We start from the raw sequence: 23,850 nt of genomic DNA, 5'->3' as shown, positions 1-23,850 counted from the left end.
CTTTTTCGGAGAGGGGGCTATTTATATACTTTTAGTTTGTAATTGTTTCACAGCAGTACTCATAAATAGTAAAAAATAAAACCAAAGGCTTCATAGCTCATAATCTTAACCAAAAAATAACTAACTATGGAATACGAAATTGATGATTCAGAATTAGTCAGAGACTATATCAGCGGTAATGAAAAATCACTTGAAGTATTAATAAAGAGACATAACCAGCGAATAAGCAGTTTCATTTATTCCAAAGTACTCGATAGAGACATTACAGAAGATATCTTTCAGGATACTTTTATTAAGGTTATCAGGACTCTTAAGAAAGGATCTTATAGTGAAGAGGGAAAATTTTTGCCATGGGTTATGCGAATTGCGCATAATCTTATCATTGACCATTTTAGGAAGAACAAAAGAATGCCCAAATTTGAAGGGAGTGACGATTTTAATATCTTTTCTGTAATCGGGGATGATAAATTAAATGCAGAAAAGCAGTTAATTAAAGATCAAATTGATAGCGACTTAGGAAGTTTAATTGAAGAATTGCCAGATGATCAGCGAGAAGTCCTATTAATGCGTATCTATAAAGATATGAGCTTTAAAGAAATATCAGAAAATACGGGAGTTAGTATTAATACAGCATTGGGAAGAATGCGATATGCATTAATCAATCTTCGAAAAATCATAGAAAAGCACAAGATTGTTTTAACAAATTAAGATTAGACCTAGAGTAAAAACAATATATCCATAGTTGTTGCGTTATTAAAGCGTAACAATGCTATACCAATATGGAAAAAATTTACTCAGAACAAGAGAATACCTGTAAATTAGCAAAGGCCAAACCAGCCACAATTCGGTTTTTACTGAATTATTCTAAGTCACTTAGATATACTAAATACAGGGGGTTTAAGTTTGAAACGAACCTAAATTAATAAAAACGGCCCGCTCTAGTAGCGGGCCGTTTTTGTTTTATAGTACTCCGCTAAAACAGACTTTCTGCCAATATTTTGGGTAATTATATCTTTAGTTAGATCCCAGCCTCTAGCCGGGGAAAATTCTCTGCCATACCAAATAATTTGTAAATGCAGATCGTTCCATAAGTTTTTAGGAAATAATCTTTTGGCATCCTTTTCAGTTTGTACTACATTTTTTCCATTCGAAAAACCCCAACGATACATAAGTCGATGAATATGGGTGTCTACTGGAAAAGCCGGTATACCAAAAGCTTGAGATACTACCACACTTGCAGTCTTATGGCCTACCGAGGGTAATTCTTCTAATAGTTCAAGCTCTTGTGGGACTTCGCCCCCATATTTGTCTATTAAGATTTGTGATAGACCATATATGCCCTTAGATTTCATGGGTGACAGGCCAACTGGCTTTATAATCTCTCTAATGTCATCAATAGACATTTTAACCATGTCGAAAGGGTTATCGGCTTTTTTAAATAAAAGAGGCGTAATTTTATTTACACGAATATCTGTACTCTGAGCAGACAGTAAGACTGCTATTAATAAGGTATAAGGATCCTTATGTTCCAAAGGGATTGGGATGGTAGGATAAATTTCCTGTAGCGTATTAATAACATAAGATACTTTTTCGGCTTTCGTCATTTTTGTTTAACTTTACATGAAAAATAATAAACAATATTATAAATTTAAATACATGAACACATTAAAAATAGGGGATAAGGTCTCCAATTTTTCGGTGCCAGATCAAGATGGAAATATGGTGAATTTAAGCGATTATTCTGGTAAAAAACTAATTGTTTTTTTCTATCCCAGGGCAAATACTCCTGGATGTACTGCGGAAGCATGCAATCTACGAGATAATTATGCGGCACTTAAGGATGCAGGTTATGAACTTTTGGGTGTTAGTGAGGACAGTCAGAAAAAGCAGGCAAATTTTAGAAATAAATATGAATTTCCATTTCCGCTTTTAGCAGATGAAAATCACGAAGTGATTAACGCTTTTGGTGTTTGGGGACCAAAAAAGTTTATGGGTAAGGAATACGATGGGCTGCACAGAACCACGTTTATAATTGATGAGCAAGGTGTAGTTGCAAATGTCATAAGCAAGGTAAAAACCAAGGATCACGCAGCACAAATATTGAGCTAATTAAAAAACCCCAATGAAAATAGGGGTTTTTTAATGAATAGTATCTTTAAACCTTTTCTTTAAGGGTATTGGTGTTTCGGGTAAAAAGATGTTTTTCTTTGATGGTCTCCGCAATTCCCTCAGGCAACATTTCTTCCCAACCTCCCTCGTTATTTGTAATTCTCTTCAAGACATCCCTGGAAAAAATATGCATAATCTCTGGGTCATAGTCTATGATATCCATAACCTTACCATTGTACTTGAAGAATTTGTACAATTCTTTCATTCTTGGATGAACCTTTACATTATTACTCGTCATAATTTGACCAGTATCCGGGTTTTTCATCGGATATAAGTAGACAATAAGTTCTTTAAAAAAGAGCTTTCCAAAGGCCTCAAGAATCCCTCCACTAAGGTGGCGGTAATATTTTTCATCAAAAATATCTACCAAATTATTCACCCCCATGGTAAGGCCTATTTTAGCTTTTGTATAGTTATTAAAATATTCAACTACTTTATAATACTCCTGAAATTTAGAAATCATAACAGAGTGCCCCAAAGAGCATAGTAACTCTGCCCTAGCCATAAAGTCACTCTCATCAATTTCTCCTGAAGCTTTTAGATTTGCAAGAGTGATTTCAAAAATAACAATAGTATTATCCATATCTACTGCCGGATCCCTGACGAATATGTCATATGATTTTTCAAACATATCCATATTCACTTTCGTTACAGGTCTAAAACTTCCTCTCAGGGCTAAGATATTCTTTTTGTAAAGCACGGCGGCAGGCAACAGATTATTTCCATCAGGACCGAACATCACCGCATCGGTCATATCATTTCGGATAAGTTGCAGACTAATTAATCTATTATCCACATTTTTAAAATTTGGACCTGAAAAATTAACCATATCAATTTCCAAAGTATCCCTGTCTATGTGATCATATAAATACTTTAGAAGCTTTCGAGGTTTATTGTATTTATAAAATGCGCCATAAATTAAATTGACCCCAACAATACCCAAAGTTTCCTGTTGCAGACGTGCCTCGTTCTGTTTAAAACGAACATGTAAAATAATCTCATCTAATTCTTTCTGTGTCGGATCCAGTTGAAATCGAATCCCAACCCAACCATGGCCTTTATATCTCTTCGAAAAATCAATAGTGGCAACCGTATTCGCATAGGTAAAGAAAAGTCTATCCGGGTGTTCTTCTCTGTCGATTCGCTCATCCATTAGCCGCATTTCATGCGAAAGCATTTTTTTGAGTCGACTTTGAGTTACGTATCTGCCATCCGTTTCCACGCCATAAACGGCATCGCTAAAAGCCTTGTCGTATGCACTCATTGCCTTTGCGATAGTCCCCGAAGCACCACCAGATCTAAAAAAGTGGCGGGCAGTCTCTTGTCCTGCGCCAATTTCTGCAAAGGTCCCATAAATATCGGGATTAAGATTTATTCTAAGTGTCTTGGCCTTGATTGAAGGTACGTTTTCAAAAGCCGGATCTTTTTTTAGGACTGACGCCATTAACTAGAGTTTGCTGTTTACAAAGTTAATAAGATTGCGTTATCTATGTAATAAATAAGTTATAAATTTGAAATAAATAGATGAGGTGTTAAAAATAACCTTTTTAGGAACAGGAACATCGCAGGGAATCCCCGTAATAGGCAGTAAACATCCAGTTTGCCTCAGTAGTAATCCAAAGGATAAGCGCCTACGGGTATCAGTGCTTTTAAGCTGGCAGGATTATAATTTTGTCATTGATTGTGGGCCAGATTTTAGACAACAAATGCTCCGTCATAAAGTAGACAAATTAGATGGCATACTTTTTACGCATGAGCATTCAGATCATACCGCAGGTATCGATGATATTCGCCCATTTTTTTTTCGACAAGGAGACATTCCCGTTTTTGCCGATGAAGTAGTTATTAATTCTCTAAAAAGAAGATTCGACTATATTTTTGCAGATGACAATAGATATCCAGGAGCGCCGGCCGTAAAGGTTAATTTTATTGAAAATAACAAACCTTTTAAGATTGGCAATAAGACGGCTATTCCAATTGAAGCCTATCATAATCGACTTAAAGTCTTTGGATTTCGAGTAGATGACTTTGCTTACTTAACCGATATAAAAACGATATCTTCTAAAGAAATAGATAAAATAAGAGGAGTTAAAGTATTGTCTGTTAACGCACTAAGAATAGAACCGCATCATTCCCATTTCAACTTAGAGGAAGCGCTTGCATTTGTAGAAGAAGTTAATCCTGAAAAAACTTATTTTTCACATATTAGCCACTATCTGGGCTTTCACGAAGAAGTTCAAAAAAAATTACCAAAAAACGTTTATTTGGCATATGATAATCTAACCTTAAACGTTTAAAGTAGAATTTTAACCCACACTAAAAGTAGAAAGAAGTTAAGCATATGAAGAGTAGAATATTTATATACCTGTTTATTTTTGCTTCACTAATTGGACTTTATCTGTTTATTAGTAGTAATAAAATAGTGAGTCTTCAAGAGGAAAAGCTGAATACAATGCAGGCAGAAATTGCCGTTTTAGAAGACTCATTGCAAGGGCGTCAGTTAGAGCTTTTCGATATGCAATATTTTTCTTTAGAAAACAATGACGATGCGCTTGCCTATTATGATCATTTAAAAATAGACAATTTGTCGCGGTATATAGCGGATAAATTGTTGGAGACTAATGAGACAAAAGGGGACAACCCTTTAGTGCCTTATGAGGGGATGGAGAATTCTTTTAAAATAAATAAGATTAAAATCCTAAACCACCAATGGATTGTTACCGATTTTTCGGATGGTAAATATTGGGGAGAGCTTTTGCTTAAATACGAATTAAAGGATGACTTGGGAATAGACTTCACTCTAATAGACCATCTTTTATATACCAGAAGTAATTAAATTCTCTTCTTCAACCAAGTCTGAAATGAATAAAAATTTTCAGGAGATACCCCATGACCAATAGGAAACTCTTTATAGGTAAGGTCTACCTTCAGCTTATTTAGTAAGCCTACCGATTTTTGTGCCCATTCTATTGGAATTACTTGGTCTACTTGGCCGTGAGAGGCGTATATAGCAAGTTTGGAATAGTCTTTTATAGAATTGGTACCACTAAGTAAATTTTCATTAATATAACCACTTAGGCCAATCATATTTCTAATCTTCTCCGGATAAGATAAGGCAATGGCGTAACACAGTATAGTACCTTGGCTAAAGCCTAGCAGATCAACTTTTGTCTTATCAAGATTATAAGCAGTACAAGCTTCTTCTAAAAAAAGTAAAATTTTATCAATAGAGAGTAAAGCTTCTTTATCGTCACTCCATTTACCATACTCCGCATCAAAGTTAATGGAATACCAAGCGTTACCAAATGGAGGAAGGGAATAGGGTGCCCTTACAGAAATAATAAAGTACTCGGATGGTAGTTCATTTGCAAAAGAAAACAAATCCTCTTCATTGCTCCCATAACCGTGAAACATAAATAGCACAGGAGGACTAACATCTTTAAGTGAAGAGGGTCTTATTATGTGAAATAGCGAAAGGGGGGATGTATGCATCGTTATTGAATAAAAGTAAACCAGGTTTGAAAATAATCTCCTAATATAGGCACCTTATTTTTTTGATTTCCTAAGGCGCCAACAAAGCCATATAACCATAGGATAAAATAAAAAATATAAAGTCCAATCCATACATAAAAATGGAACCACTGACTTAGAAAAAGAGCAAATCCCAAAAAAACAATATGTAAGCCAAAGGCCTGACGAGCATGAAATCTTGCAAATGCATGCTTTGGTTCTGAGTTCATAGAAATGGCAATTATAGCGCCTATTAGAGTGAAGTAGGCAATAATGGCCGTGGTCTTTCCCTCTGGGGTAATTGTACTCTCCGTCAATTCTTGGTTATTTTTAAATTCTAAACTTTAATATTATGAAAGGACACTCTTATTGTTCGCAATAATCCCATATATAGTGCCCTGTGTTTTCGCACCAAAACTCATACTGTTCTTAGAGCTTGAAATACTGTCCTCTGAATTAAAAGCACCTTCTGATTTTGGATCAAAAAGGCATAAATTTGCCGCAGTGTCTTGTTCAATAGGGTTCTCTTTAATACCGAAGTATTCTCTCCCTTTGGTTAAAAGTTGTATTGTTGTTTCCAGACCTAGCAAACGATTAAGAGAACCAAAAAAACTTTCAAGACCTATAGAACCGTAATCCGCATTGTCGAATTCAGTCCTTTTTTCTTCAATAGTCAGGGGTTTATGGTCCGAGGTAACAAAATCAATTATTCCGTCTTTCAGACCTTTTATTAAAGCTTTGTTGTCTGAAAGCGTTCTTAAAGGTGGCAATACTTTAAAGCTACTATCAAAATTCTCTAAAGCCTCATCTGTAAATAGAAGATTATTGATAGATACACTACATCGTACATCTAAACCTTTCTTTTTAGCATCGGCTATTAATTGAACAGATTTAGCGCTTGATATAGTTGGTATAAATAATTGACCACCGGTATATTCCAATATAAAAAGATCTCTAACAATTTGTAATTCTTCTGCAAGATTTGGGATACCCTTCAGCCCTAATCGGGTAGATACAATTCCTTCATTAACAACTCCTTTGCCTTTTATTGAATTATCCTGTGGAAACGAAAATACCTTAGCATTGAACCCTTGCGCATATTGGAGCGCTATTTTTAAGAGATTAGCATTTGTTATGGGTTTCTTATAGTCATAAAATCCAAGTGCCCCTGCATTACTCATATCGTATAATTCCGCAAGATCTTCTCCTTTACTTTTTACACTAAGAGCACCTAATGGATGAATTTTTGTAGCTGTAGAATGTGAAGAGTTTTTTAAATAGGAGATGGCGCCACTATTGTCTGGTACCGGCAGGGTATCTGCATTTAAAAGTATGTCCGTAAAGCCGCTTTTGCCAGCCAATTCAAGGCCGTTACCCAGTGTTTCTCTCTCTTCAAAGCCAGGTTCTCCGAAACTTACACCAGTGTCAATCCATCCTTTGCTAATGTGTAAATTAGTATAACGAATTACCTTTTCTTTCGTCGTTTCCTTTATCTCCGCTGCAATCTTTACGATTATACCATTTTTAATGAGAAGATCCCTTTTTTTAAAATGAAGTTTGCTGTTGTTTTGATCTACAATCGTGGCCGATTTTATTAGGATGTTCATTTAATGAATTTTTGAATAAGAACCTCGCAAAGCATAAAGATGATAGCAAAAATAATAAACCATTTCCAGAGCTCGGTTATACTGAGCTCTTTTTCGATATTTTTAAAGGATTCCGTAAGGTTTGATTCTAGGGAAGTAGCACTTATGGTCTCTAAGCTGGGATAATCCATTATGCTTTCAGCTCTATCGTAATTAAAGGCTATATACTGCAGTGTTTCCACCTTGTTGTTAATGGCATAGATACCGTCTTTATTGGGGTTGTCTATGAATTTTATAGTAGTTTTTGTAGGATACCTGATTTGATTTGGTATAAACTCAAAATCAGCATTCAAAAGCCTTAAAACATCATCTTGCCCGAGGGAGACAGGAATATCTACCTCATTATTTCCACCGATTTCAAAAAATAAATTGGCAAGTTTAAGACTATTAGTTCCTATATTATAAAAGGTTGGAACTATTAACGGAGAATTTTTAAAAGTTGAATTGGGACTGCTTAAAGGCGCAGAAAAGATATAAAGGGAACTGTTACCTACCAGAAAGGGAGATTTGTCTTGAAAATTAATTATAGAAGGCAGCTTAGTTCTTAATTCAAAATAGCTTTGGACCTTAGGGAATTGAAAATTTTGAACACTTTGAGTAAATACGCTTCTGTAAATGGGATGATTAAAATTAATATCTGTAACGCTTCTTTCTTCTTTAATAAGACTGTTCAAAGATGTCTCCAAGCCTTTTGGAAATAACGAATTATAATCCGACATACTTCCTTCCAGGGCTGGAATTATCACCAAATTTCCACCCTTAGACAAAAATACGCTTATGGCATCCTTTAAAGAATTTGGAAGCGCTTCTACTTCGTTTAGAATAATTAAATTCTGAATCGCTAATTCACTATAATTAATATTCTTGAGGTCGGTGCTTAGAAAGATAAAATCATCTTTTGTAAAAATCCTTCCTAAAAAACTAGAGTCTTCATTGCCTATAGCCAGAACGCGTATCTGCTCTTTCTTGTTTAAATTAAAGAAGAATTGATTGTCATAGCTTAAGCCCGCATCTGAAATTGTAATTGTTCCCTGTATAGATTCGGCAGGAGGAAGGGTAAAAAGTACTTCAGCTGTCTTGTTTTCATCGAACTTAGCTGCGTTCTTTGCAATTAATCGATCCTTGTCAAAAAGAGATACCGGAATGGTTTCAAGTTCCCTCTGAGAGGAAAGATTCACCCATAACTCTTTCGTAGAAATATTAACATCTCTGATATATGCAGAATCTATGCTTACATTTGATAAGTCATCCGGAATTGTTCTTACATGGTGTATAGAAATATCTTCTCCTAGGAAAAGCGAATCTTGTAGAATTCTACTTTGAAAATCTGAAATAAGAATTAGATTTTTTATGGTATTTTCTTCCTTCGAAAACAGACTTTTGCCTTTGAGGATGATTTGGTTGTAGTCTATTTGTTCATTGGTGAAATCAAGAGACATCAAACTTTCTCTAATACCTTTCATTGTCGTATTTTGAAAAACCTCTTCGTTGGTAAATAGTGAGATGTCCATATCGGCGGGGATTGTTTGGATTAGTTCTTGGACTGATTTTTCCAAGGAACTAATAGTATTTATCCTTGCCTGCATACTAAATGAATTATCTAAATAGATGACCATTTCTCGTTTAAATGCAATAGAGTTATTAGCCAAATAAGGTCGGGTAAATGCAAGGATTAATGCTAGTAAAAAACATAATCTTGTAAGTAAAAGAAGCCATTTTTTAAGCGTACTACTTTTACGAGATTTAGAGATGACTTTTTCTAAAAGCTTTACATTGGTAAAGGGTGTGTTTTGGAACTTTCTGAGTTGAAAAAGATGAATTAAAATAGGAATTATTAGCAGAAATAGTGCCCAAAAGAGTTCTGGATGTTTAAAAAGCATTCCTATTATTAGTTTGCCAAATATAGAGTATAAAGTAGAATGTTCTAAACCATAAAACAAAATATTTTTACAACAAAACATTCGCAATAGTATTGTCTAATTGAACCAAGGCTCTTTATTTATTTGAAGCTAACAAAAAAAGAAGTAGTCTTTTAGAGGATTTTGACCAGAGGTATGCAAGAAGCTCTTTATCTGTTTTTGTGAATTATCATTGGCGACAGTTATAATGCTTTGGGGATTTTCTAATTCTCTTAGTTTTTGATAATGATAGAGAAGTTTGCCGTAAATTTTTTTACCTATTTTTTTTGGGTTATCGCAAATCCAATAAAAATCGATGTTCCTATTCAAAAGTTCTGCTGCCAGTTTTTTTCCTTTACTTCCTGCTCCCCAAAGGCATAGTTCTCTATTCTGATTATAATGGAGTTTTAAAAAATAGTATAATTTTAATTCTAAGAAGTAATTTTGCGTATAATGATTACTTGTTCTTGAAGTTCTACTTGGGTAGTCTCTCCAAAGGTGTAGTTTTAAACGGCAGGGAATTACTTTTAGGTTTTGCTGGTAAAACCTAAAAGTAAGGTCATAGTCTTCCGGATATTGATCTTCATTAAAACCACCACTTTTTTCCAAATCTTTTCTATAAGCCATCCAAGACGGGGATGGGATAACACACTCTTTGTACAATTCAGAATAATTTGTTCCTTTGGCGGTAAGTTCATTGAGCCATAATTCATATCGCCTATAACCATCACCTATCCCAAGTTTAGAAAAATATTTTACCCCTCCAACCGCCAAATGTCCTGCGCCATTTTTCTGTAGACTCTGAAATAATACTAGTAACTTATCTGGCAACATCAAGTCGTCCGAATCCATTCTTGTAATAATATTACCTCGACAGTATTTGTAAGCGGTTCGTAATGCCTCAATAATCCCTATGCCCTCGTTCGTTCTTAATTGGATCCTACTATCCGCCAAGCTATAGTTTTCTAATATTAGTCTGCTTTTATCTGTAGAATGATCATCCACAGCAACTATTTCCCAGTTAGAGTAGCTCTGTCTTAAAACCGAATCCAAGCAACTAACTAAGTAGGCCGAGGTGTTTTTAAATGGGATTAATATACTTATCAAAGCATCCTTCACATCTGAAAATTAAAAAAGTTATACGTAATAAAAGCTATTCGTTGGAGCGCCTACTTCTTCTTAGACTTCATAATTCTTGGCATTTCCTTAAACCTATGAACAAATCCAAGACTAAGTTCGGTGAAATCTGCTTGGCCTAGATTTGCATTGATATGAACGCCTAGATATAAATTGTTTTTTGGATTCTTTACAGTGCTTATAAAATACCATTTAAGCCCTAGCCTAGTTGAAATTGTTCTCTTTAAACGATAATAACTGTCTAATTCTCCTAGTACAATAACATCGTCACCATCTTCCCTTTCAATGGTATATCCATCATTTAATTGCCAATCTACCTTATAAAATGGTTTGTACAAATTAATACCCATATGAATATCTGCCCCTACGTGTCCTAGAAGTAATTCAGCAGAGCCTGAAACTCCAAAATTCGATGCATAAAGAACTGGATGCTCTCTGAAGTATGGGTATAAATCCCTAACAAGTTGTTCGTCATTAACAATATAATTATGGTAATGCTCGTAAACTCTATAATATATTCCAATACCGTATTTAAAGGTTTTATTGATAATTTTCCCAGCTCTTAATCCAATTGTCCAAACCTCTTTCTTATCATTAAAGATGGTAGATAAGACATTTTGGCCAATGCCAAATCTGGCGTCCCAATAGTACTGCGAGGTTCTGGCTTTGGTTATTAGGGTGTCTATGAACATTTCATCGTTTCCCAAAGAAGGCTTGTCTAATTCAACGCTGGCGCTTCCCACAACAGAGTTTAATCCTTGATTTGGGAGTCTGGTATGCCCGTTTGAATGATGAATATATCCCAAACCCAGTCTTAGTTTTAAACTCTTTTTATCGACTAAGGAATAGTACAAAAACGATCTAAATGACCAGTTTATCTTTGTACTTATTGCTTTGTTGTTGGGGTTTGATACTTCGTCGTATTGTCTATTCATATAAGATCCCCCTAGTGCAGCATGAAATTTCCATTTTTCACTTTGTTTTGGAAAAAGTCGAAATTCAATAAAACTTAATAAAGACAAGGCTTGGCCGATGTTTTCACTATTTCCAAAATCTGTATAAGCAAACAGCATTCCTGTGGTTGGCTTATTGAGCTGTCTAGTCCATTCTGCACCATAACCAGAATGTTTTTTTCCGATACCTATTAATCCTCCTTTTTGTGTTTTAAGATCTGGAAAGTCTTTATTAGCACTAAAAGTTTTGCCCATAAAGAATTCCCCCATATAAAACGGTATGTCTCTTGATTCGTGGTAAGAGTCCTGCGCCTTTAAGGAATTTTCAATCCAAACGCATAGAAATAAGATAAGCGAATAAAAAAATGACTTTCTATAATTCAATTAAGTCTAGTTAGTTTGTTAGGGTTGGTTACTTTTTAAATATAGTCTACTAACTTAATGTTTTTCATTTTGATTCTGAATCAGAAACCCACTTATAATATAGGTTCCTATAAGTTTTTCCAAAGTACAGTTTGGTTAGATCTTGCCGAAATCTTTGCTGCGTGAAGAATTTTCATGACAATCATATTATTTTCTATGCTCGAAGGATCAAAAGCAGTTAACTTATAATTTTCATGAACCACTTTCTGTAATAAGGCAAAAGGATCATCGGTTCCGGGTGGTAAGCTGGCTGTTGTCATGTTCTGTTCTCTATAGGTATCCACTTTGGTAAACGAAAGTTCATCCTTGTTTTTACTGTGTAAATAACCCTTTTTACCGTATATCTTTGTATCCTTTATATGCATTGGCCAATTCCAGGAAGCTTGAATAACGATCTGTTTAGAAGGATAGGCTAAGACAATGGTAGCTTCGTCCTCTACTTTTGGATACATTTCTGGCTTTATTTGTTGTGTGGTGCACGATACAGAATAGGGGAGTTCTCCATTTAAAATCCAGGTTGTTATATTGGCACCATAACATCCAAAATCGGTTAATGCACCACCGCCGTTTAAGAATGGATCTGTTAACCACTCTAAAAACTCAGGATTACAGCCTATTTCTATAGGCCCCATATGTCCCGTTCTAAATACCATTTTAGAAACTTCACCCAACTTTTCTTTGTGGTTCACGGCGTCGTATGCCGTGTAAAGTGATTTGTACCACGATGTTTCATAGTTTGTCAATAAGTGTATTTGGTGTTTTTTTGCCAATTCTCTCATCTCCAAGGCATGTTCCAGACTAACAGCCAGGGGCTTTTCAACCATTACATGAATTCCTTTTGGCGCACAAAATTTTACTACCTCCAAATGATCGTAAATGGTATTGAAAGCCGTGACAGCTTCAACATTCGTATTTTCTATCATTTCTTCCATAGAATCGTAAACGATGTCCATAGAAAAGCCGTGCTGTTTGGCATATGCAGAAGCAAGTTTTTTATTTGGTTCTACAATAGCTACTATTTCAATATCTCCTTTCTGCTCTCTGCCGAGAATCCAGTGTACATGAGTATGCACAAGACCAACTACACCGATTTTTAACACTTTTGCAGCCTTATTACTAGGCTTAACTTCTAGATTCGCATATCTATTTATTGGGTGTTTAGAATCTATACCATAAAGTAACCCAAAGGGAGCGATAGAAAAAATTAACAGAAATATGTGTTTAATAAGCGGGGCAATCTTAGCCTGCAATTTCTGTAAAGATACTTCGGTATCTATGGCTGAAGACCCCATAAATTGGTTATTTAATGACTTTTTTAATGGCATCTTGAACCATAGGAGCCATTAGTTCATAACCTTTTCTATTAGGATGCACACCATCGGTGGCAAGCTCTGGTCTCATTCCATTTTTTCCATCGGTCATGGCCGAAAAATAATCTAAATAGAGAGCTCCATTATTTTCACAATAGTCTTTTATCATTTTATTGAGCTTAGGGATTTTAGTATTAGGCTGCAATCCTTTTCTCCAAGGATAGTCATAGGCAGGTAATACTGAACACAAAATAACACTTATGTCATTTGCCTTTGCCAATTCCGCCATAGAAATAATATTGTCTAGAATCATTTCTAAAGAGGATGGTCCGGTATTACCAGCAATATCATTGGTGCCAGCCAAAATCACCACGGCTGCCGGATTAAGATTAATAACATCTTGTCTAAAGCGCAGTAGCATTTGTGGAGTCGTTTGTCCGCTAATACCTCTATTAACATATGGATTTTGCGAGAAGAATTCTGGAATTTGCTTCGACCATCCTATGGTTATAGAATTACCCATAAAAACAACTCTTTTTTCCTCCGGATGAGGTTTCTCTAATAAATTGTTATCTGCTCTAAAATGATTTAAATCCGCCCAGTCCTGGGCGTTAACGTTTAACCAGACGCCGAGGGCCATAGGGATTAAGATAAATCGTTTAATGAAGTTTTTCATTTGGTTTTTATTTAAGGATGGGAAAAGGTACGAAATGTTAGCATACTTTTTTTCCCAAGCATTGGTAGATTCTTTTCATATTAAAATAGAAACACCTGCCAAAAGGCAGGTGTTCTACTGGCTTCTCTTTTAATTGAAAATTTTAGTATTTAGCAGATTTTCCATTGGCCTGTGTTCTGGTAATAAAAGCCCTTATATCCTCATTAGCCTTTTCGAGATCCTCTTTACGAAGATACATCATATGTCCACTTCTATAGCCCTTAAAGTCGAATCTATCTTTCATTCTACCGCTAGGATCAATCTGCCACATGGTGTATTTAGCATTAAAATAAGTGGTGGCTCCATCGTAATAGCCAGACTGGACTAAGACATTCAGGTACGGGTTTTGGGCCATAGCTTGTCTTAGATCATCTCGTGTATTGTCATTTTCATTGTTCCATGGTCTGACGGGTCCAAACATATTGTATTTTATATCTGTTTTGAAATTTAGTTCTTCCTGTAGATAATAATTTATAGCAGGAGTGAAGCTATGCAGCCATGATGTAAGTTCAGCATTGTAATCGGGATTTACACCACTCAATTGTCTATCCAAACCTAAATATCGACTATCTAAGCGACCAATGGTATAGCCACCTTTTTCCCTGAGCAGGGCCTTCCAAAAGTAGGAGGTGGGTACCACTAGATTATGGTCTAATATTTCCTTCTTGCTTAGCCCTGAATAAAAAGCCATCTTTTCCGCAACGGCATTTTTCTCCATATCGCTTATAAACCCTCCTTTGGCAATGGCAGGAATTACTGTATTGATAGTATAGTTCTCAGCCTCGGGTAAGATGTCCAATAGATCTTTTTGTTGAAGATCAGCTGATAGAGCTTTTTGATACCAAGCAGCTGCCGTAAAATAAGGCAAATTTAGAGCACTGCTTACTGGTCCACCCACTCTAATTACTTTATAATCAGCTGGAGACACCATAATGACGCCATTGAGATACATCCATTGCTGATTCTGCAAGGCCAGCGCCAATCCCATCACCCTTGTTCCTCCGTAGCTCTCCCCAATAATATATTTTGGAGAACTCCACCTATTATTTCTTGTTACAAAGGTGTTTAACCACTCTGCTAAATAGGTTATATCTGCATTTATCCCAAAAAATTTACTTCTATCTACCTTATCCCCACTCTCCGGAATTGTCCGGGAATACCCTGTGTTTGCAGGATTTACGTAAACTATATCGGTAACATCCAAAACTGAAAAGGGATTCTCTTTTACCCCATACGGTTGCACAGGATAACCTTCGTCGTCTATCTTGAGAATTCGCGGACCCGTATAGGCCAAATGCATCCAAACAGAACCAGATCCTGGTCCGCCATTAAAGGAAATTAATAAAGGTCTGGCAGCTGGGTTTTTGACATTATTTTTTTTATAATACGTATAATGTAAAGCAGCAATGGGTTGACCATGATCATCCCAAACAGGTTGTGTGCCTGTGGTAGCCGTATAGGAGAATGATGTGCCTTTGACGTTTACACTATGCTGTGTTGTCACAGTGGTATCGATGGGAAGGGTTCTATTTTGTGCGCTCGCGATAGGCGCAATTAGCAAGACTAGAATTAATAGGTAATTTTTTTTCATAATAAAATTTAAGTTTCAAAAATAAATATTTTGGTTTAGATCGATCTATAACTTGCGACTTTGTTTTACTAAGGCTCAATTTAGTTTCTTATATTTAGGAAACACATTATTTAATACTCTCAAGAGACACTTATGGATTTATTTAGTAGACGGAATTTTAATAAAACAATGTCAAAAGGGCTAATAGGTTCTGCTGTTTTAAGTGGTTTGCCCCTTTCCTGTGTTCTAGGCGCCAATCAGAACAATTCCAAAAAACTTGGAGTTGCTTTGGTGGGATTAGGCAGCTATAGCACGTATCAATTGGCACCAGCCTTAGAGGATACAGAGCACTGCTTTCTGGCTGGCATTGTTACAGGAACAGCTGAGAAAGAGAAAATATGGCAGGACAAATACAATTTACCTTCTGAGAATATTTATAATTATGATAATTTTGATGAAATTGTTTCCAATAAATCTATAGACATAGTCTATGTGGTATTGCCCAACGCCATGCATGCCGATTTTTCTATAAGAGCAGCCAGAGCCGGTAAACACGTTATTTGTGAAAAGCCAATGGCCATGAACGTGGAAGAATGTGATGCAATAATTACGGCCTGTAATAAGGCCAAGGTAAAACTTGGCATTGGATATCGCCTGCACTCAGAGCCTTATACAAAGGAGATTAAGCGAATAGTAAGCAGTAAGGAGTTTGGTAAAATAAATTATATAGGGTCTGAGGCGGCATATAGGTCTACCACAAATCCGGATCAATGGAGACTTAATGTTAAACTCTCTGGAGGGGGGGCATTGATGAATATGGGTGTCTATGCTATCCAAAGTGCCATTTATGGAACGGGTGAAAATCCGATCTCCGTTACGGCCCAGGAATTCAGCACCCTACCAGAATATTTTAAAGAAACAGATGAGACGATTACGGCGCAGTTTGAATTTGAAAGTGGTGCTTTTGCAAATATCATGACTTCTCATAATGTCAGCGCCAACAGGCTATTTGGATCTTGTGACAAGGGTTGGTTTGAATTAGACCCTGCAAGTACCTATATTCCTTTAGCTGGCAGAACAAGTAAAGGCCGAATAGAGTTTAAACAAGAGAGCCAGCAGCAACTCCAGATGGATGATTTTGCAAAACATGTTTTATTGGGGACCCCAAATGTTGCCCCGGGCGAAATGGGTAAAAGAGATATGATTATTGTGGAGGCCATTTATAGATCCATTGCCAATGGTGGTGCGAAAATACCACTTGACCTAGGGAATATGGGTCTTTAAAATTTTTCAAATACACCCAATCCAAACAATGCAAAATCATATTTAACAGGATCTGAAGAATCTAGTTTCCTTAGCGCTTTGTCTAATTCCTGTACTGCTTTGGCATCATTTTGTTTTCTTTTCAGTAGACCTAGTTTACGTGCAACATTTCCTGAATGCACGTCTAATGGACAGGATAGAACGCTGGGCGAGATATGTTCCCATATCCCGAAATCTACATTTGTAGCCGATGATCTAACCATCCACCTTAAAAACATATTTATTCTTTTTGCTGCAGATCCTTTGGATGGATCGGAAATATGTTTGGTAGTCCGTTTTGGGTGACTTAGTTCAAAGAAGACCTTTTTTAATGAAGTAATGGCAGGTTGGGTAGATTTACCTTCAACGTGTTTGCTAAAAATTGATTCTAATCCATTATGATATAAATAAATATTCTTTAAGGCTTGGATAAAATATACCGCATCCTCACCATTAAAAGTACGATGTACAAAATGGTTGAACCTTTCTAAGTCTTTCTCTTGATGATTTAGGATAAAGTCATAGGGGGATTCCTCTACCAGCTCCATTAAGCGTCGGGCATTCTTAATAATACTAATTCTATTACCCCAAGCTATGGTCGCCGTGAGAAAGGCACTAATCTCAATATCCTCTTTTTTTTGATAGTCATGTGGAATCTGAATAGGATCGCTATCTATGAAAAATGGACTATTGTACTTTTCCACTTTAGAATCTAAAAAATCTTTTAATTCCGTTTTTTTCAAAAGACTTGTTCTTGGTGGTCTAATTAACAATTAGGCCGTCTACCATGGTTAGCTTTCGGTCTGCCATATTTGCCAATTCATCATTATGTGTTACAATAACAAAGGTTTGACCAAATTGTTTTCTAAGGTCGAAAAACAAATGATGCAACTTATCTGCACTTTCAGAATCCAAATTTCCACTGGGTTCATCCGCAAGTATAACAGATGGATTGTTAATAAGAGCTCTAGCTACTGCAACTCGCTGTTGCTCTCCTCCGGACAATTCATTTGGTTTATGATGGTAGCGTTCTGAGAGGCCTAAAAAATCTAATAGTTCTTTAGCCCTCTTTTCTGCCGTTGTTTTTTGTGTATTTTTTATATATGCGGGGATACATACATTCTCCAAGGCTGTAAATTCTGGCAATAATTGATGAAATTGAAATATAAACCCAATATGATTATTTCGAAAACTGGCTAGTCCCTTTTCTTTTAAGCCCGTAATAGTAATATCGTTTATGTTTAGGGAGCTGTCCTTCTTATTGGATTGGGTGTCTAAAGTACCTAGAATTTGTAATAAGGTTGTTTTGCCAGCTCCGGATGGCCCCACAATAGAAACAATCTCTCCTGCGGCAATTTCTAAATCAACGCCTTTTAATACCTTGAGATCTCCAAAAGACTTTTTAATATTTTTAGCGCTAATCATTCTTTTTTAATTTGGAGGTGAAAGTAAACATAACTAAGAATACTTCAAAATTCTTGGCTTATGCTAGTTTGAAAATTCTTTTGCGGTGTTAAGTCTATTCTAATGATAGAAAAAAACACTATTTCAAGTATTTTTAGCAGTAATCCCTTAAATTCGAAAATAATTATACGGTAAAACAAATGGCTATGTCGTCCTATGCGAATTTAGAAGAATACAATATTCAAATTACTAATGAGATAAAAGAACGGTATTTGTCGATAATAGAGGAGATCGGGGAGGAGACTAAGAGAGAAGGACTTCTTAAAACACCTGAAAGGGCTGCGAAAGCCATGCTTTTTTTAACGCAGGGGTACAAACAAGATGCGGCGACCATACTTAAAAGTGCTATGTTCGAAGAGACCTATAACGAAATGGTAATTGTCAAAGATATTGAGTTGTATTCCCTGTGTGAACATCATATGTTACCATTTTTTGGTAAGGCGCACATTGCTTATATCCCCAATGGAAGGATAGTTGGCCTAAGTAAATTACCGCGGATTGTGGATGTGTTTGCCAGGCGACTTCAGGTGCAGGAGAGACTAACCGAACAAATTCTAGATTGCATTAACGAAACTTTAGAACCTCAGGGGGTTGCTGTTGTTATTGAAGCATCTCATATGTGTATGATGATGCGGGGTGTGCAAAAACAAAATTCGGTAACCACTACTTCAGGATTTAGAGGTAGTTTCCACAGAGAAGAGACGCGTAACGAGTTTTTAAAATTAATTAGCTCACGACTTTCATAAAAGACAATTGTATGAAGATTTGTAATATTGGCTAATAACCTATGCTAAAAGAAAAAAAATATAAGGACCTACTTTGGGGATTGCTTTTTGATGGGATCGGAATGTTGTCATTTATCTTGCCTGGAATCGGAGAATTTTCGGATATGTTATGGGCACCGATGGCTGCCTGGCTTATGACAAAGATGTATAAGGGAAAAGCAGGTAAGGTTGCCGGTGTAATTGCTTTTGTGGAAGAATTGTTGCCCGGGATCGACTTGGTTCCTTCTTTTACATTAATGTGGATCTACACCTATGTGTTTAAAGGAAAAGAATAGTGAACAATAACTTTAATTTGGACTACACAAAATTCTTATTATTAATATTTTATGATTTAGTATAATATTTCCAAACTATTTTTCAAATAAAAAGCCCAATCCGAGCCTAGACAGCATTTTCTTTTCAAAATTCCAGAAAAATTTAAACTGTCCAAAAAGCCATCCAAAGAATACTAAGAGTATCTGATAGAAAGGGAAAACAAGTAATATTCTTAAGGTCCAATATATCCAACCACTCCACCATTCGTCTTGGAAACTTTCTCTTTCAAATCCAATCCAATTTAAAAATGGTTTAGCTACATATACAGCTGCCGAACCAGTAATTGAAAAGACAATAAGTATAACTATTAGTTGCAAATTGGAATGTATTCCCCAGCGCTTTTTAAGACTCTTCATAGGTTTTTTTAACGCGAGCAAAGATATTCATTTAAATATTCGGAGCAAACGGTCCTAGGCGTTGATTGTATTTTCGTTGAAAAAAGATGAAGTAGTTATACAATTGATAGTTTACATCATAGCCATAATCAATTTGCGGATTGTAATTAATTTGTAACTCATACAAATTTGGATCAAAGCGTGCGGGTTCCAGTACTCTTTGGTTCCAGGTGGTTACGTATATCTGATTTCTGTTCTCTAGATAAGACTGTGTGTAATAGCCGGGAGGTTTGGCTACACTCTTAAGCCATGTAACAAAACCCAGTTCAATTATAGTAATTTCGTACTCTACACTATCATTTTTTATAGTTAGTGTATCGCTACTTTTTTCATTAAAAACGGCTTTTTCGTCTTCGGAAATATTTAGTGCCTTTTCCGTTGAATTACAGGAATTAGGTAAAACTAAAAAAAATACTGCTGCTATTCCTAAAAAAAAACTTTGTCTAATTGTTGGTTTTCTACTTTTCAACATTGCTTTGTATTTGAGATTTTTGTCTTTATTACCAAGCACGTTATATAGATTGGATTTAAATTATTTGCCAAATAAGCCTCCCAGCAAGCCGCCTAAGCCTCCTTTTTTCTTTGAGCTGTCCATAACCATCCCCGCTACATCATCTATCATGCTTCCATCACCATCGGCATCTAACAAACTGGTTAGAATACTTTGGGTTTGTGAAGATTCACCACCCATCATGTTACCTAAAAGAGAATCCATCCCGTTCTGATCACTTACCTTGTTAGCGGAAGCCTGCTTGCCTAAGTAGGCCATTACTAAAGGTGCTGCTATCTTTAATATGCTGGAAATGGTGGAAGGATCCATTCCAGATTTGGCTCCTAATGTATTTTCTACATTTGTTTGTTTTTGTCCAAAAACATGACCTAATATTCCGGCACCGTCTTCTAAAACTGAGCTGTCTACACCCCCACCAAAAAAACCCTCGAGATTGTCTAAGGCGCTTCCGTCGTGTTTAGAGGAAAGGGCGTTCATTAAACTTGCTGCACCCTCTGGTGACGCCGCATTTTGTTTCATGGCCCCAACCAACAGAGGCATTGCCATTGCTAAAACATCGGCTGATTTATTTTCGGGCTCTCCCGTTTGCTGTGATACACCACTTATTAATTGTTTGCCCATAGGGCTATTTAGTAAGTCTAATAATCCTTCCATAATTGATTTTTTAAGATTTAGTAAGTTACAAAAGTTTGCTCAATTTAATTGATTTCCTATGGTTTAAGTGCTTTATGCTTTTAGGTTTAATAAGGTACTCGTCTAGTTTTGTAGTAATTGTAAGGCTTTTTCTAAAAATTGTCTTATTTTGACAAAAAATTATACAATTGCCACGCTGTTAGAGTTAATGGATTATGCAGAATTATGGAAAACAATAAAATACCAAAACAGCCACACCTAATAGCCTCCTATTTTCGAGTAGGTCAATTACTTCATTGGTCCCTGATACTATTTGTTCTAGAGTCATGGTTTTACTGGGTACAGTTTGAGGCCTCGATTCAAAAAAGCTCTCTTTTAGTTATGGCTTTTTGGATGAGCTGTTTTATGTTTTCATTTGTTCATATATTTTTGGTAATAATGGATGGATGGTCTAGGTTTCAAAATTATAAAAGGGCCAAGGATCTTTTTTTTGATCATGGTTTTAGCACTAGGGTTGCCGAGATGTATGCTGGATCTAAATGCCAGAGAAATGCTGCTATTGTTGCCGCCGACGAACTGGGATATAAAGATGAGATAGTAGCGTTTTACAAGAAAAAAGGAGTTAAATGGTATCATTATATTCCCTATTTTATGACTAAAGACCCATGGTTTTTATTTCGTAATTATTTTTGGGAAAGGACTTTTTTGGAAAAATCCTATACGCCAAAATACAACTTCAGAAGCATGAGTCTAGCCCATGCAATATGATTTTTAATGCCTCTAAAATTTCAAAGTCTTATGGTACTCTCGCTGCTCTTAGCGAGGTGGATTTAATTTGTCAGCAGGGAGAAATATGTGGACTTATTGGGGCTAACGGCGCAGGGAAATCAACACTTTTTAGAATTATACTAGGTCTCATAAAGCAAGATTCTGGATCCGTAGAAATTCAATCTTCTAGCCCTAAGCCAATTGGAGGAATAATTGAGAAACCGGCTTTGTATGAATACCTTAATGCTAGGGAAAATATAAAGGTGTTTTCAGAAATTCAGGGTATAAAAGTATCAGCAAAAACGTTTAATGAGTTGATGCAAGAGGTGGGGCTTTCACCAGACCGAAAGGACGCTGTTAAGAACTATTCTTTAGGGATGAAACAAAGACTGGGTTTGGCAGTGGCTTTACTAAATAATCCAGATTGCCTGGTTTTAGATGAGCCCTTCTCTGGCTTGGATCCTATGGGGATTTATAGTTTTCATAATCTGATTAAGAAGTTGAGTAGGGAAAATAAAATAACGGTGTTAATTTCTTCTCATATTGTAGGTGAACTAGCGGATTTATGCGATACACTATACGTACTTAGCAAGGGAAGAATAATTAAATCGGGATTCTCTGGGGAAATATATAATTCTAGTGTTTCATCTTATAAGCTGGTAGGAGAAAATTTCCCAGACATGCGTGAACTAGCTGCAATGCATCCGATAAAAATTCAAGGCGGATATTTGGTGCAAATTAGTCGAAAGGAAATAACGGGGCTATTAGAGACTCTTATTAACAGAGGTACTAGAATTACAGCCTGTGTACCACAATCGGATTTGAAAGTTTTATTTGAAGACAAGACATGATGAAGGGAGTAATTAGGGTTGAATTATTTAAAATACTTAGACAGAGTAAAACGCTTTATGCGCTTGTCGCTATTTTTATTATTGAAGGATTTGTTTTAGTGAGCGCTTATTACCAAGGAACCGAAATAATTGATCTATTGTTAGCAAACCTTAAGGATACTTTTGAATTTAAGGGTGACTTATTAAATGGTAACCTTATTATTTACATGATATTAAATTCTTTATGGTTCCATATTCCTTTAATCCTTATGATAATAGTTTCTGGATTTCTGACTTCAGAATACAAAGACAGAACCATTGAGGCGGTACTCCTTCAGCCAGTGAGCAAAACTAAATTTATTGGAAGTAAATATTTGGTTTCTAGTTTATTTACGCTTCTGGTTGTCTTTCTATTGGCAATAAGCACTTTTGGGATATCCTACCTTGTGTTTGGCAAGGGAGATTTGGTAGTCTACTTAAATGGTCTGAACTTTTATCCAACAGAAGAAGCATTTTGGCGTTTAGCTTCTGCTTTTGCTGTCGGAACACTTTCCATGTTGTTTTTTTCGCTGGTGAGTTTAACCTTTGCGGTATTATTTAAGGATGCTACCAAAACTTGGATCGTTTCTGCCATATTTTTGGTATGTACCAACCTATTGTTAAAAATTGATTTCGATAACTCCATTTTAAATAGGTTTTTCTATTCCAAATTGATTGACAGTTGGCAATATTACTTCTACTATGAGATTCCTTACGAAAAAATTTATATTAACATGTCTGTTCTTTTTTTGTATTGTGTATTCGTTTCAATTGCCGGAATTATTGTATTTAAAAAAAGAGACTTGCTGCCATGAAATATTCTTTTCTTATAATTAGCTGGTTTACTTTCTTCAATTCTTATGGACAACAAATAGATCAGGATTTGGCCAATGTTAGAGGTCGTTTAGATTCCATAGAATCTTTTACGGCTGATATAGTAATGGACGTAGATATAAGCTTTATCAATATGCCTACAAAACATGGGAAAGTTTCTTATCAAAGAGGCAAAGGCAGTAAAATAAGTTCAAAAGACTTCATTATGTTGCCAAAAAGAGGTTTAGATCTTACGATGGAAGATATATTTAAATACCCGTTTATTACAGTACAAAGAGGACTTGAAAACACAGAAGGAGTACTGTGTAAAGTTTTAAACATCATTCCTACGTCTGAAAAAGCTGATTTTTCCATTGCTACCATTCATTTAGACCAAAATACTAGTCGGATTATTAAACTTCAGGTAAGTACAAAGAAAGAAGGGGTATATACTTCACTATTAAGCTATTCTAATGCCAAAACGATTTTACCTTCTCTTATAGAAGTTTTATTCGAGGTGAGCAATATTAAAATTCCCTTACAATTTTTAGGAAAAGAAACCGAGGTAGACAAAGAAGCAATGAAGGAGGATGGGGCTAAAACAGGTAGAATCTTACTGCGCCTAGAACAGATGGTTATTGTGCCTTAAATAATGGTCTTTTAA

Annotated in this window: 27 protein-coding genes; 11 read left to right on the top strand and 16 right to left on the bottom strand. The window is 35.8% G+C overall.

The features are described from left to right. Positions 1-126 precede the first annotated feature (126 nt). Positions 127-708 (top strand): RNA polymerase sigma factor, encoded by a 582-nt coding sequence (locus PXG98_RS15160; RefSeq protein WP_276392497.1) that lies wholly within the window; start codon positions 127-129, stop codon positions 706-708. A gap of 230 nt (positions 709-938) precedes the next feature. On the opposite strand, the gene PXG98_RS15155 is transcribed toward PXG98_RS15160, so the two are convergent. Beyond that, positions 939-1,604: an endonuclease III domain-containing protein gene (locus PXG98_RS15155; RefSeq protein ID WP_276392496.1), complete on the bottom strand. Its 666-nt coding sequence runs from the start codon at positions 1,602-1,604 to the stop codon at positions 939-941. Positions 1,605-1,656: 52 nt separating this feature from the next. On the opposite strand from PXG98_RS15155, the gene bcp reads away from it, so the two are divergent. Then, on the top strand, positions 1,657-2,109 hold the full coding sequence (bcp, locus tag PXG98_RS15150) for a thioredoxin-dependent thiol peroxidase (protein WP_276392495.1): 453 nt from the start codon (positions 1,657-1,659) through the stop codon (positions 2,107-2,109). 46 nt (positions 2,110-2,155) lie between these two features. Here bcp and PXG98_RS15145 read toward each other — a convergent pair whose 3' ends face one another. Beyond that, entirely contained in the window at positions 2,156-3,613 is a 1,458-nt protein-coding gene (locus PXG98_RS15145; RefSeq protein ID WP_276392493.1) for a TonB-dependent receptor, read from the bottom strand. A 76-nt stretch (positions 3,614-3,689) separates the two neighbouring features. Between PXG98_RS15145 and PXG98_RS15140 the strand changes: the two genes are divergently transcribed. Further along, complete coding sequence (locus PXG98_RS15140) at positions 3,690-4,466, top strand: MBL fold metallo-hydrolase (RefSeq protein ID WP_276392766.1); 777 nt, start codon at positions 3,690-3,692, stop codon at positions 4,464-4,466. A 44-nt stretch (positions 4,467-4,510) separates the two neighbouring features. Then, complete coding sequence (locus tag PXG98_RS15135; protein WP_276392491.1) at positions 4,511-5,005, top strand: hydrolase; 495 nt, start codon at positions 4,511-4,513, stop codon at positions 5,003-5,005. Here PXG98_RS15135 and PXG98_RS15130 read toward each other — a convergent pair. The 9 genes from PXG98_RS15130 to PXG98_RS15090 form a co-directional block, all read right to left on the bottom strand. Beyond that, on the bottom strand, positions 5,002-5,661 hold the full coding sequence (locus PXG98_RS15130) for an alpha/beta hydrolase (RefSeq protein WP_276392489.1): 660 nt from the start codon (positions 5,659-5,661) through the stop codon (positions 5,002-5,004). The two genes, PXG98_RS15135 and PXG98_RS15130, sit on opposite strands and share 4 nt — an antisense overlap. Positions 5,662-5,663: 2 nt before the next feature. After that, positions 5,664-5,996: a magnetosome magnetite crystal formation protein family gene (locus PXG98_RS15125; RefSeq protein WP_276392486.1), complete on the bottom strand. Its 333-nt coding sequence runs from the start codon at positions 5,994-5,996 to the stop codon at positions 5,664-5,666. Positions 5,997-6,029: 33 nt separating this feature from the next. Then, positions 6,030-7,286 carry a dihydroorotase gene (locus PXG98_RS15120; RefSeq protein ID WP_276392484.1) on the bottom strand — a complete coding sequence of 419 codons (1,257 nt, stop codon included), beginning with the start codon at positions 7,284-7,286 and terminating at the stop codon, positions 6,030-6,032. Continuing rightward, positions 7,283-9,205 (bottom strand): BatA domain-containing protein, encoded by a 1,923-nt coding sequence (locus PXG98_RS15115; RefSeq protein WP_276392482.1) that lies wholly within the window; start codon positions 9,203-9,205, stop codon positions 7,283-7,285. The genes PXG98_RS15120 and PXG98_RS15115 overlap by 4 nt, the downstream gene beginning before the upstream one ends. 129 nt (positions 9,206-9,334) lie before the next feature. Then, the gene (locus tag PXG98_RS15110) at positions 9,335-10,342 is read right to left on the bottom strand and encodes a glycosyltransferase family 2 protein (RefSeq protein WP_276392480.1); all 1,008 of its coding nucleotides are present in this window, start codon (positions 10,340-10,342) and stop codon (positions 9,335-9,337) included. A gap of 50 nt (positions 10,343-10,392) precedes the next feature. Beyond that, positions 10,393-11,697 (bottom strand): acyloxyacyl hydrolase, encoded by a 1,305-nt coding sequence (locus PXG98_RS15105; protein WP_276392478.1) that lies wholly within the window; start codon positions 11,695-11,697, stop codon positions 10,393-10,395. A gap of 107 nt (positions 11,698-11,804) precedes the next feature. Further along, positions 11,805-13,028, bottom strand: a complete 1,224-nt coding sequence (locus PXG98_RS15100) for a Gfo/Idh/MocA family protein (RefSeq protein WP_276392474.1) — start codon at positions 13,026-13,028, stop codon at positions 11,805-11,807. A gap of 7 nt (positions 13,029-13,035) precedes the next feature. Continuing rightward, positions 13,036-13,722, bottom strand: a complete 687-nt coding sequence (locus tag PXG98_RS15095; protein ID WP_276392471.1) for an SGNH/GDSL hydrolase family protein — start codon at positions 13,720-13,722, stop codon at positions 13,036-13,038. Between the two features lie 142 nt (positions 13,723-13,864). After that, positions 13,865-15,352 carry a S10 family peptidase gene (locus tag PXG98_RS15090; protein ID WP_276392469.1) on the bottom strand — a complete coding sequence of 496 codons (1,488 nt, stop codon included), beginning with the start codon at positions 15,350-15,352 and terminating at the stop codon, positions 13,865-13,867. Positions 15,353-15,520: 168 nt separating this feature from the next. On the opposite strand from PXG98_RS15090, the gene PXG98_RS15085 reads away from it, so the two are divergent. Continuing rightward, entirely contained in the window at positions 15,521-16,615 is a 1,095-nt protein-coding gene (locus PXG98_RS15085; RefSeq protein ID WP_276392466.1) for a Gfo/Idh/MocA family protein, read from the top strand. On the opposite strand, the gene PXG98_RS15080 is transcribed toward PXG98_RS15085, so the two are convergent. Continuing rightward, positions 16,612-17,376 carry a TIGR02757 family protein gene (locus PXG98_RS15080; RefSeq protein ID WP_276392463.1) on the bottom strand — a complete coding sequence of 255 codons (765 nt, stop codon included), beginning with the start codon at positions 17,374-17,376 and terminating at the stop codon, positions 16,612-16,614. The two genes, PXG98_RS15085 and PXG98_RS15080, sit on opposite strands and share 4 nt — an antisense overlap. A gap of 19 nt (positions 17,377-17,395) precedes the next feature. Continuing rightward, the gene (locus PXG98_RS15075; protein ID WP_276392461.1) at positions 17,396-18,058 is read right to left on the bottom strand and encodes an ABC transporter ATP-binding protein; all 663 of its coding nucleotides are present in this window, start codon (positions 18,056-18,058) and stop codon (positions 17,396-17,398) included. 185 nt (positions 18,059-18,243) lie between these two features. On the opposite strand from PXG98_RS15075, the gene folE reads away from it, so the two are divergent. Further along, positions 18,244-18,843 carry a GTP cyclohydrolase I FolE gene (gene folE / locus PXG98_RS15070; RefSeq protein ID WP_276392459.1) on the top strand — a complete coding sequence of 200 codons (600 nt, stop codon included), beginning with the start codon at positions 18,244-18,246 and terminating at the stop codon, positions 18,841-18,843. A gap of 41 nt (positions 18,844-18,884) precedes the next feature. Further along, complete coding sequence (locus PXG98_RS15065) at positions 18,885-19,157, top strand: hypothetical protein (protein WP_276392456.1); 273 nt, start codon at positions 18,885-18,887, stop codon at positions 19,155-19,157. 75 nt (positions 19,158-19,232) lie between these two features. Here the strand turns inward: PXG98_RS15065 and PXG98_RS15060 are convergent, their stop codons facing one another. Genes PXG98_RS15060 through PXG98_RS15050 form a run of 3 tightly spaced genes read right to left on the bottom strand, consistent with a single transcriptional unit; the run spans position 19,233 to position 20,757 of the window. Further along, positions 19,233-19,553 carry a DUF6787 family protein gene (locus tag PXG98_RS15060; RefSeq protein WP_276392453.1) on the bottom strand — a complete coding sequence of 107 codons (321 nt, stop codon included), beginning with the start codon at positions 19,551-19,553 and terminating at the stop codon, positions 19,233-19,235. A 31-nt stretch (positions 19,554-19,584) separates the two neighbouring features. After that, a complete protein-coding gene (locus PXG98_RS15055; protein ID WP_276392451.1) occupies positions 19,585-20,064 on the bottom strand; it encodes a DUF6146 family protein in 480 nt (159 codons plus the stop codon). Between the two features lie 60 nt (positions 20,065-20,124). Beyond that, positions 20,125-20,757, bottom strand: coding sequence for a DUF937 domain-containing protein (locus PXG98_RS15050; protein ID WP_276392448.1), 633 nt, complete (start codon positions 20,755-20,757; stop codon positions 20,125-20,127). A 204-nt stretch (positions 20,758-20,961) separates the two neighbouring features. Between PXG98_RS15050 and PXG98_RS15045 the strand changes: the two genes are divergently transcribed. Genes PXG98_RS15045 through PXG98_RS15030 form a run of 4 tightly spaced genes read left to right on the top strand, consistent with a single transcriptional unit; the run spans position 20,962 to position 23,835 of the window. Next, positions 20,962-21,504 (top strand): hypothetical protein, encoded by a 543-nt coding sequence (locus PXG98_RS15045; RefSeq protein WP_276392445.1) that lies wholly within the window; start codon positions 20,962-20,964, stop codon positions 21,502-21,504. Continuing rightward, on the top strand, positions 21,501-22,355 hold the full coding sequence (locus PXG98_RS15040) for an ABC transporter ATP-binding protein (RefSeq protein WP_276392442.1): 855 nt from the start codon (positions 21,501-21,503) through the stop codon (positions 22,353-22,355). The genes PXG98_RS15045 and PXG98_RS15040 overlap by 4 nt, the downstream gene beginning before the upstream one ends. Further along, a complete protein-coding gene (locus PXG98_RS15035) occupies positions 22,352-23,188 on the top strand; it encodes an ABC transporter permease (RefSeq protein ID WP_276392440.1) in 837 nt (278 codons plus the stop codon). Before PXG98_RS15040 ends, PXG98_RS15035 begins: the two co-directional genes overlap by 4 nt. Then, the gene (locus tag PXG98_RS15030) at positions 23,185-23,835 is read left to right on the top strand and encodes a hypothetical protein (protein WP_276392438.1); all 651 of its coding nucleotides are present in this window, start codon (positions 23,185-23,187) and stop codon (positions 23,833-23,835) included. Before PXG98_RS15035 ends, PXG98_RS15030 begins: the two co-directional genes overlap by 4 nt. Positions 23,836-23,850 lie beyond the last annotated feature (15 nt).

Origin of the sequence: Eudoraea chungangensis, from assembly GCF_029360665.1 — a bacterium.
GTDB classification, from domain to species: domain Bacteria; phylum Bacteroidota; class Bacteroidia; order Flavobacteriales; family Flavobacteriaceae; genus Eudoraea; species Eudoraea chungangensis.
Note: the sequence above shows the minus strand (reverse complement) of the source record. Positions and strands in the feature narration are given on the sequence as shown.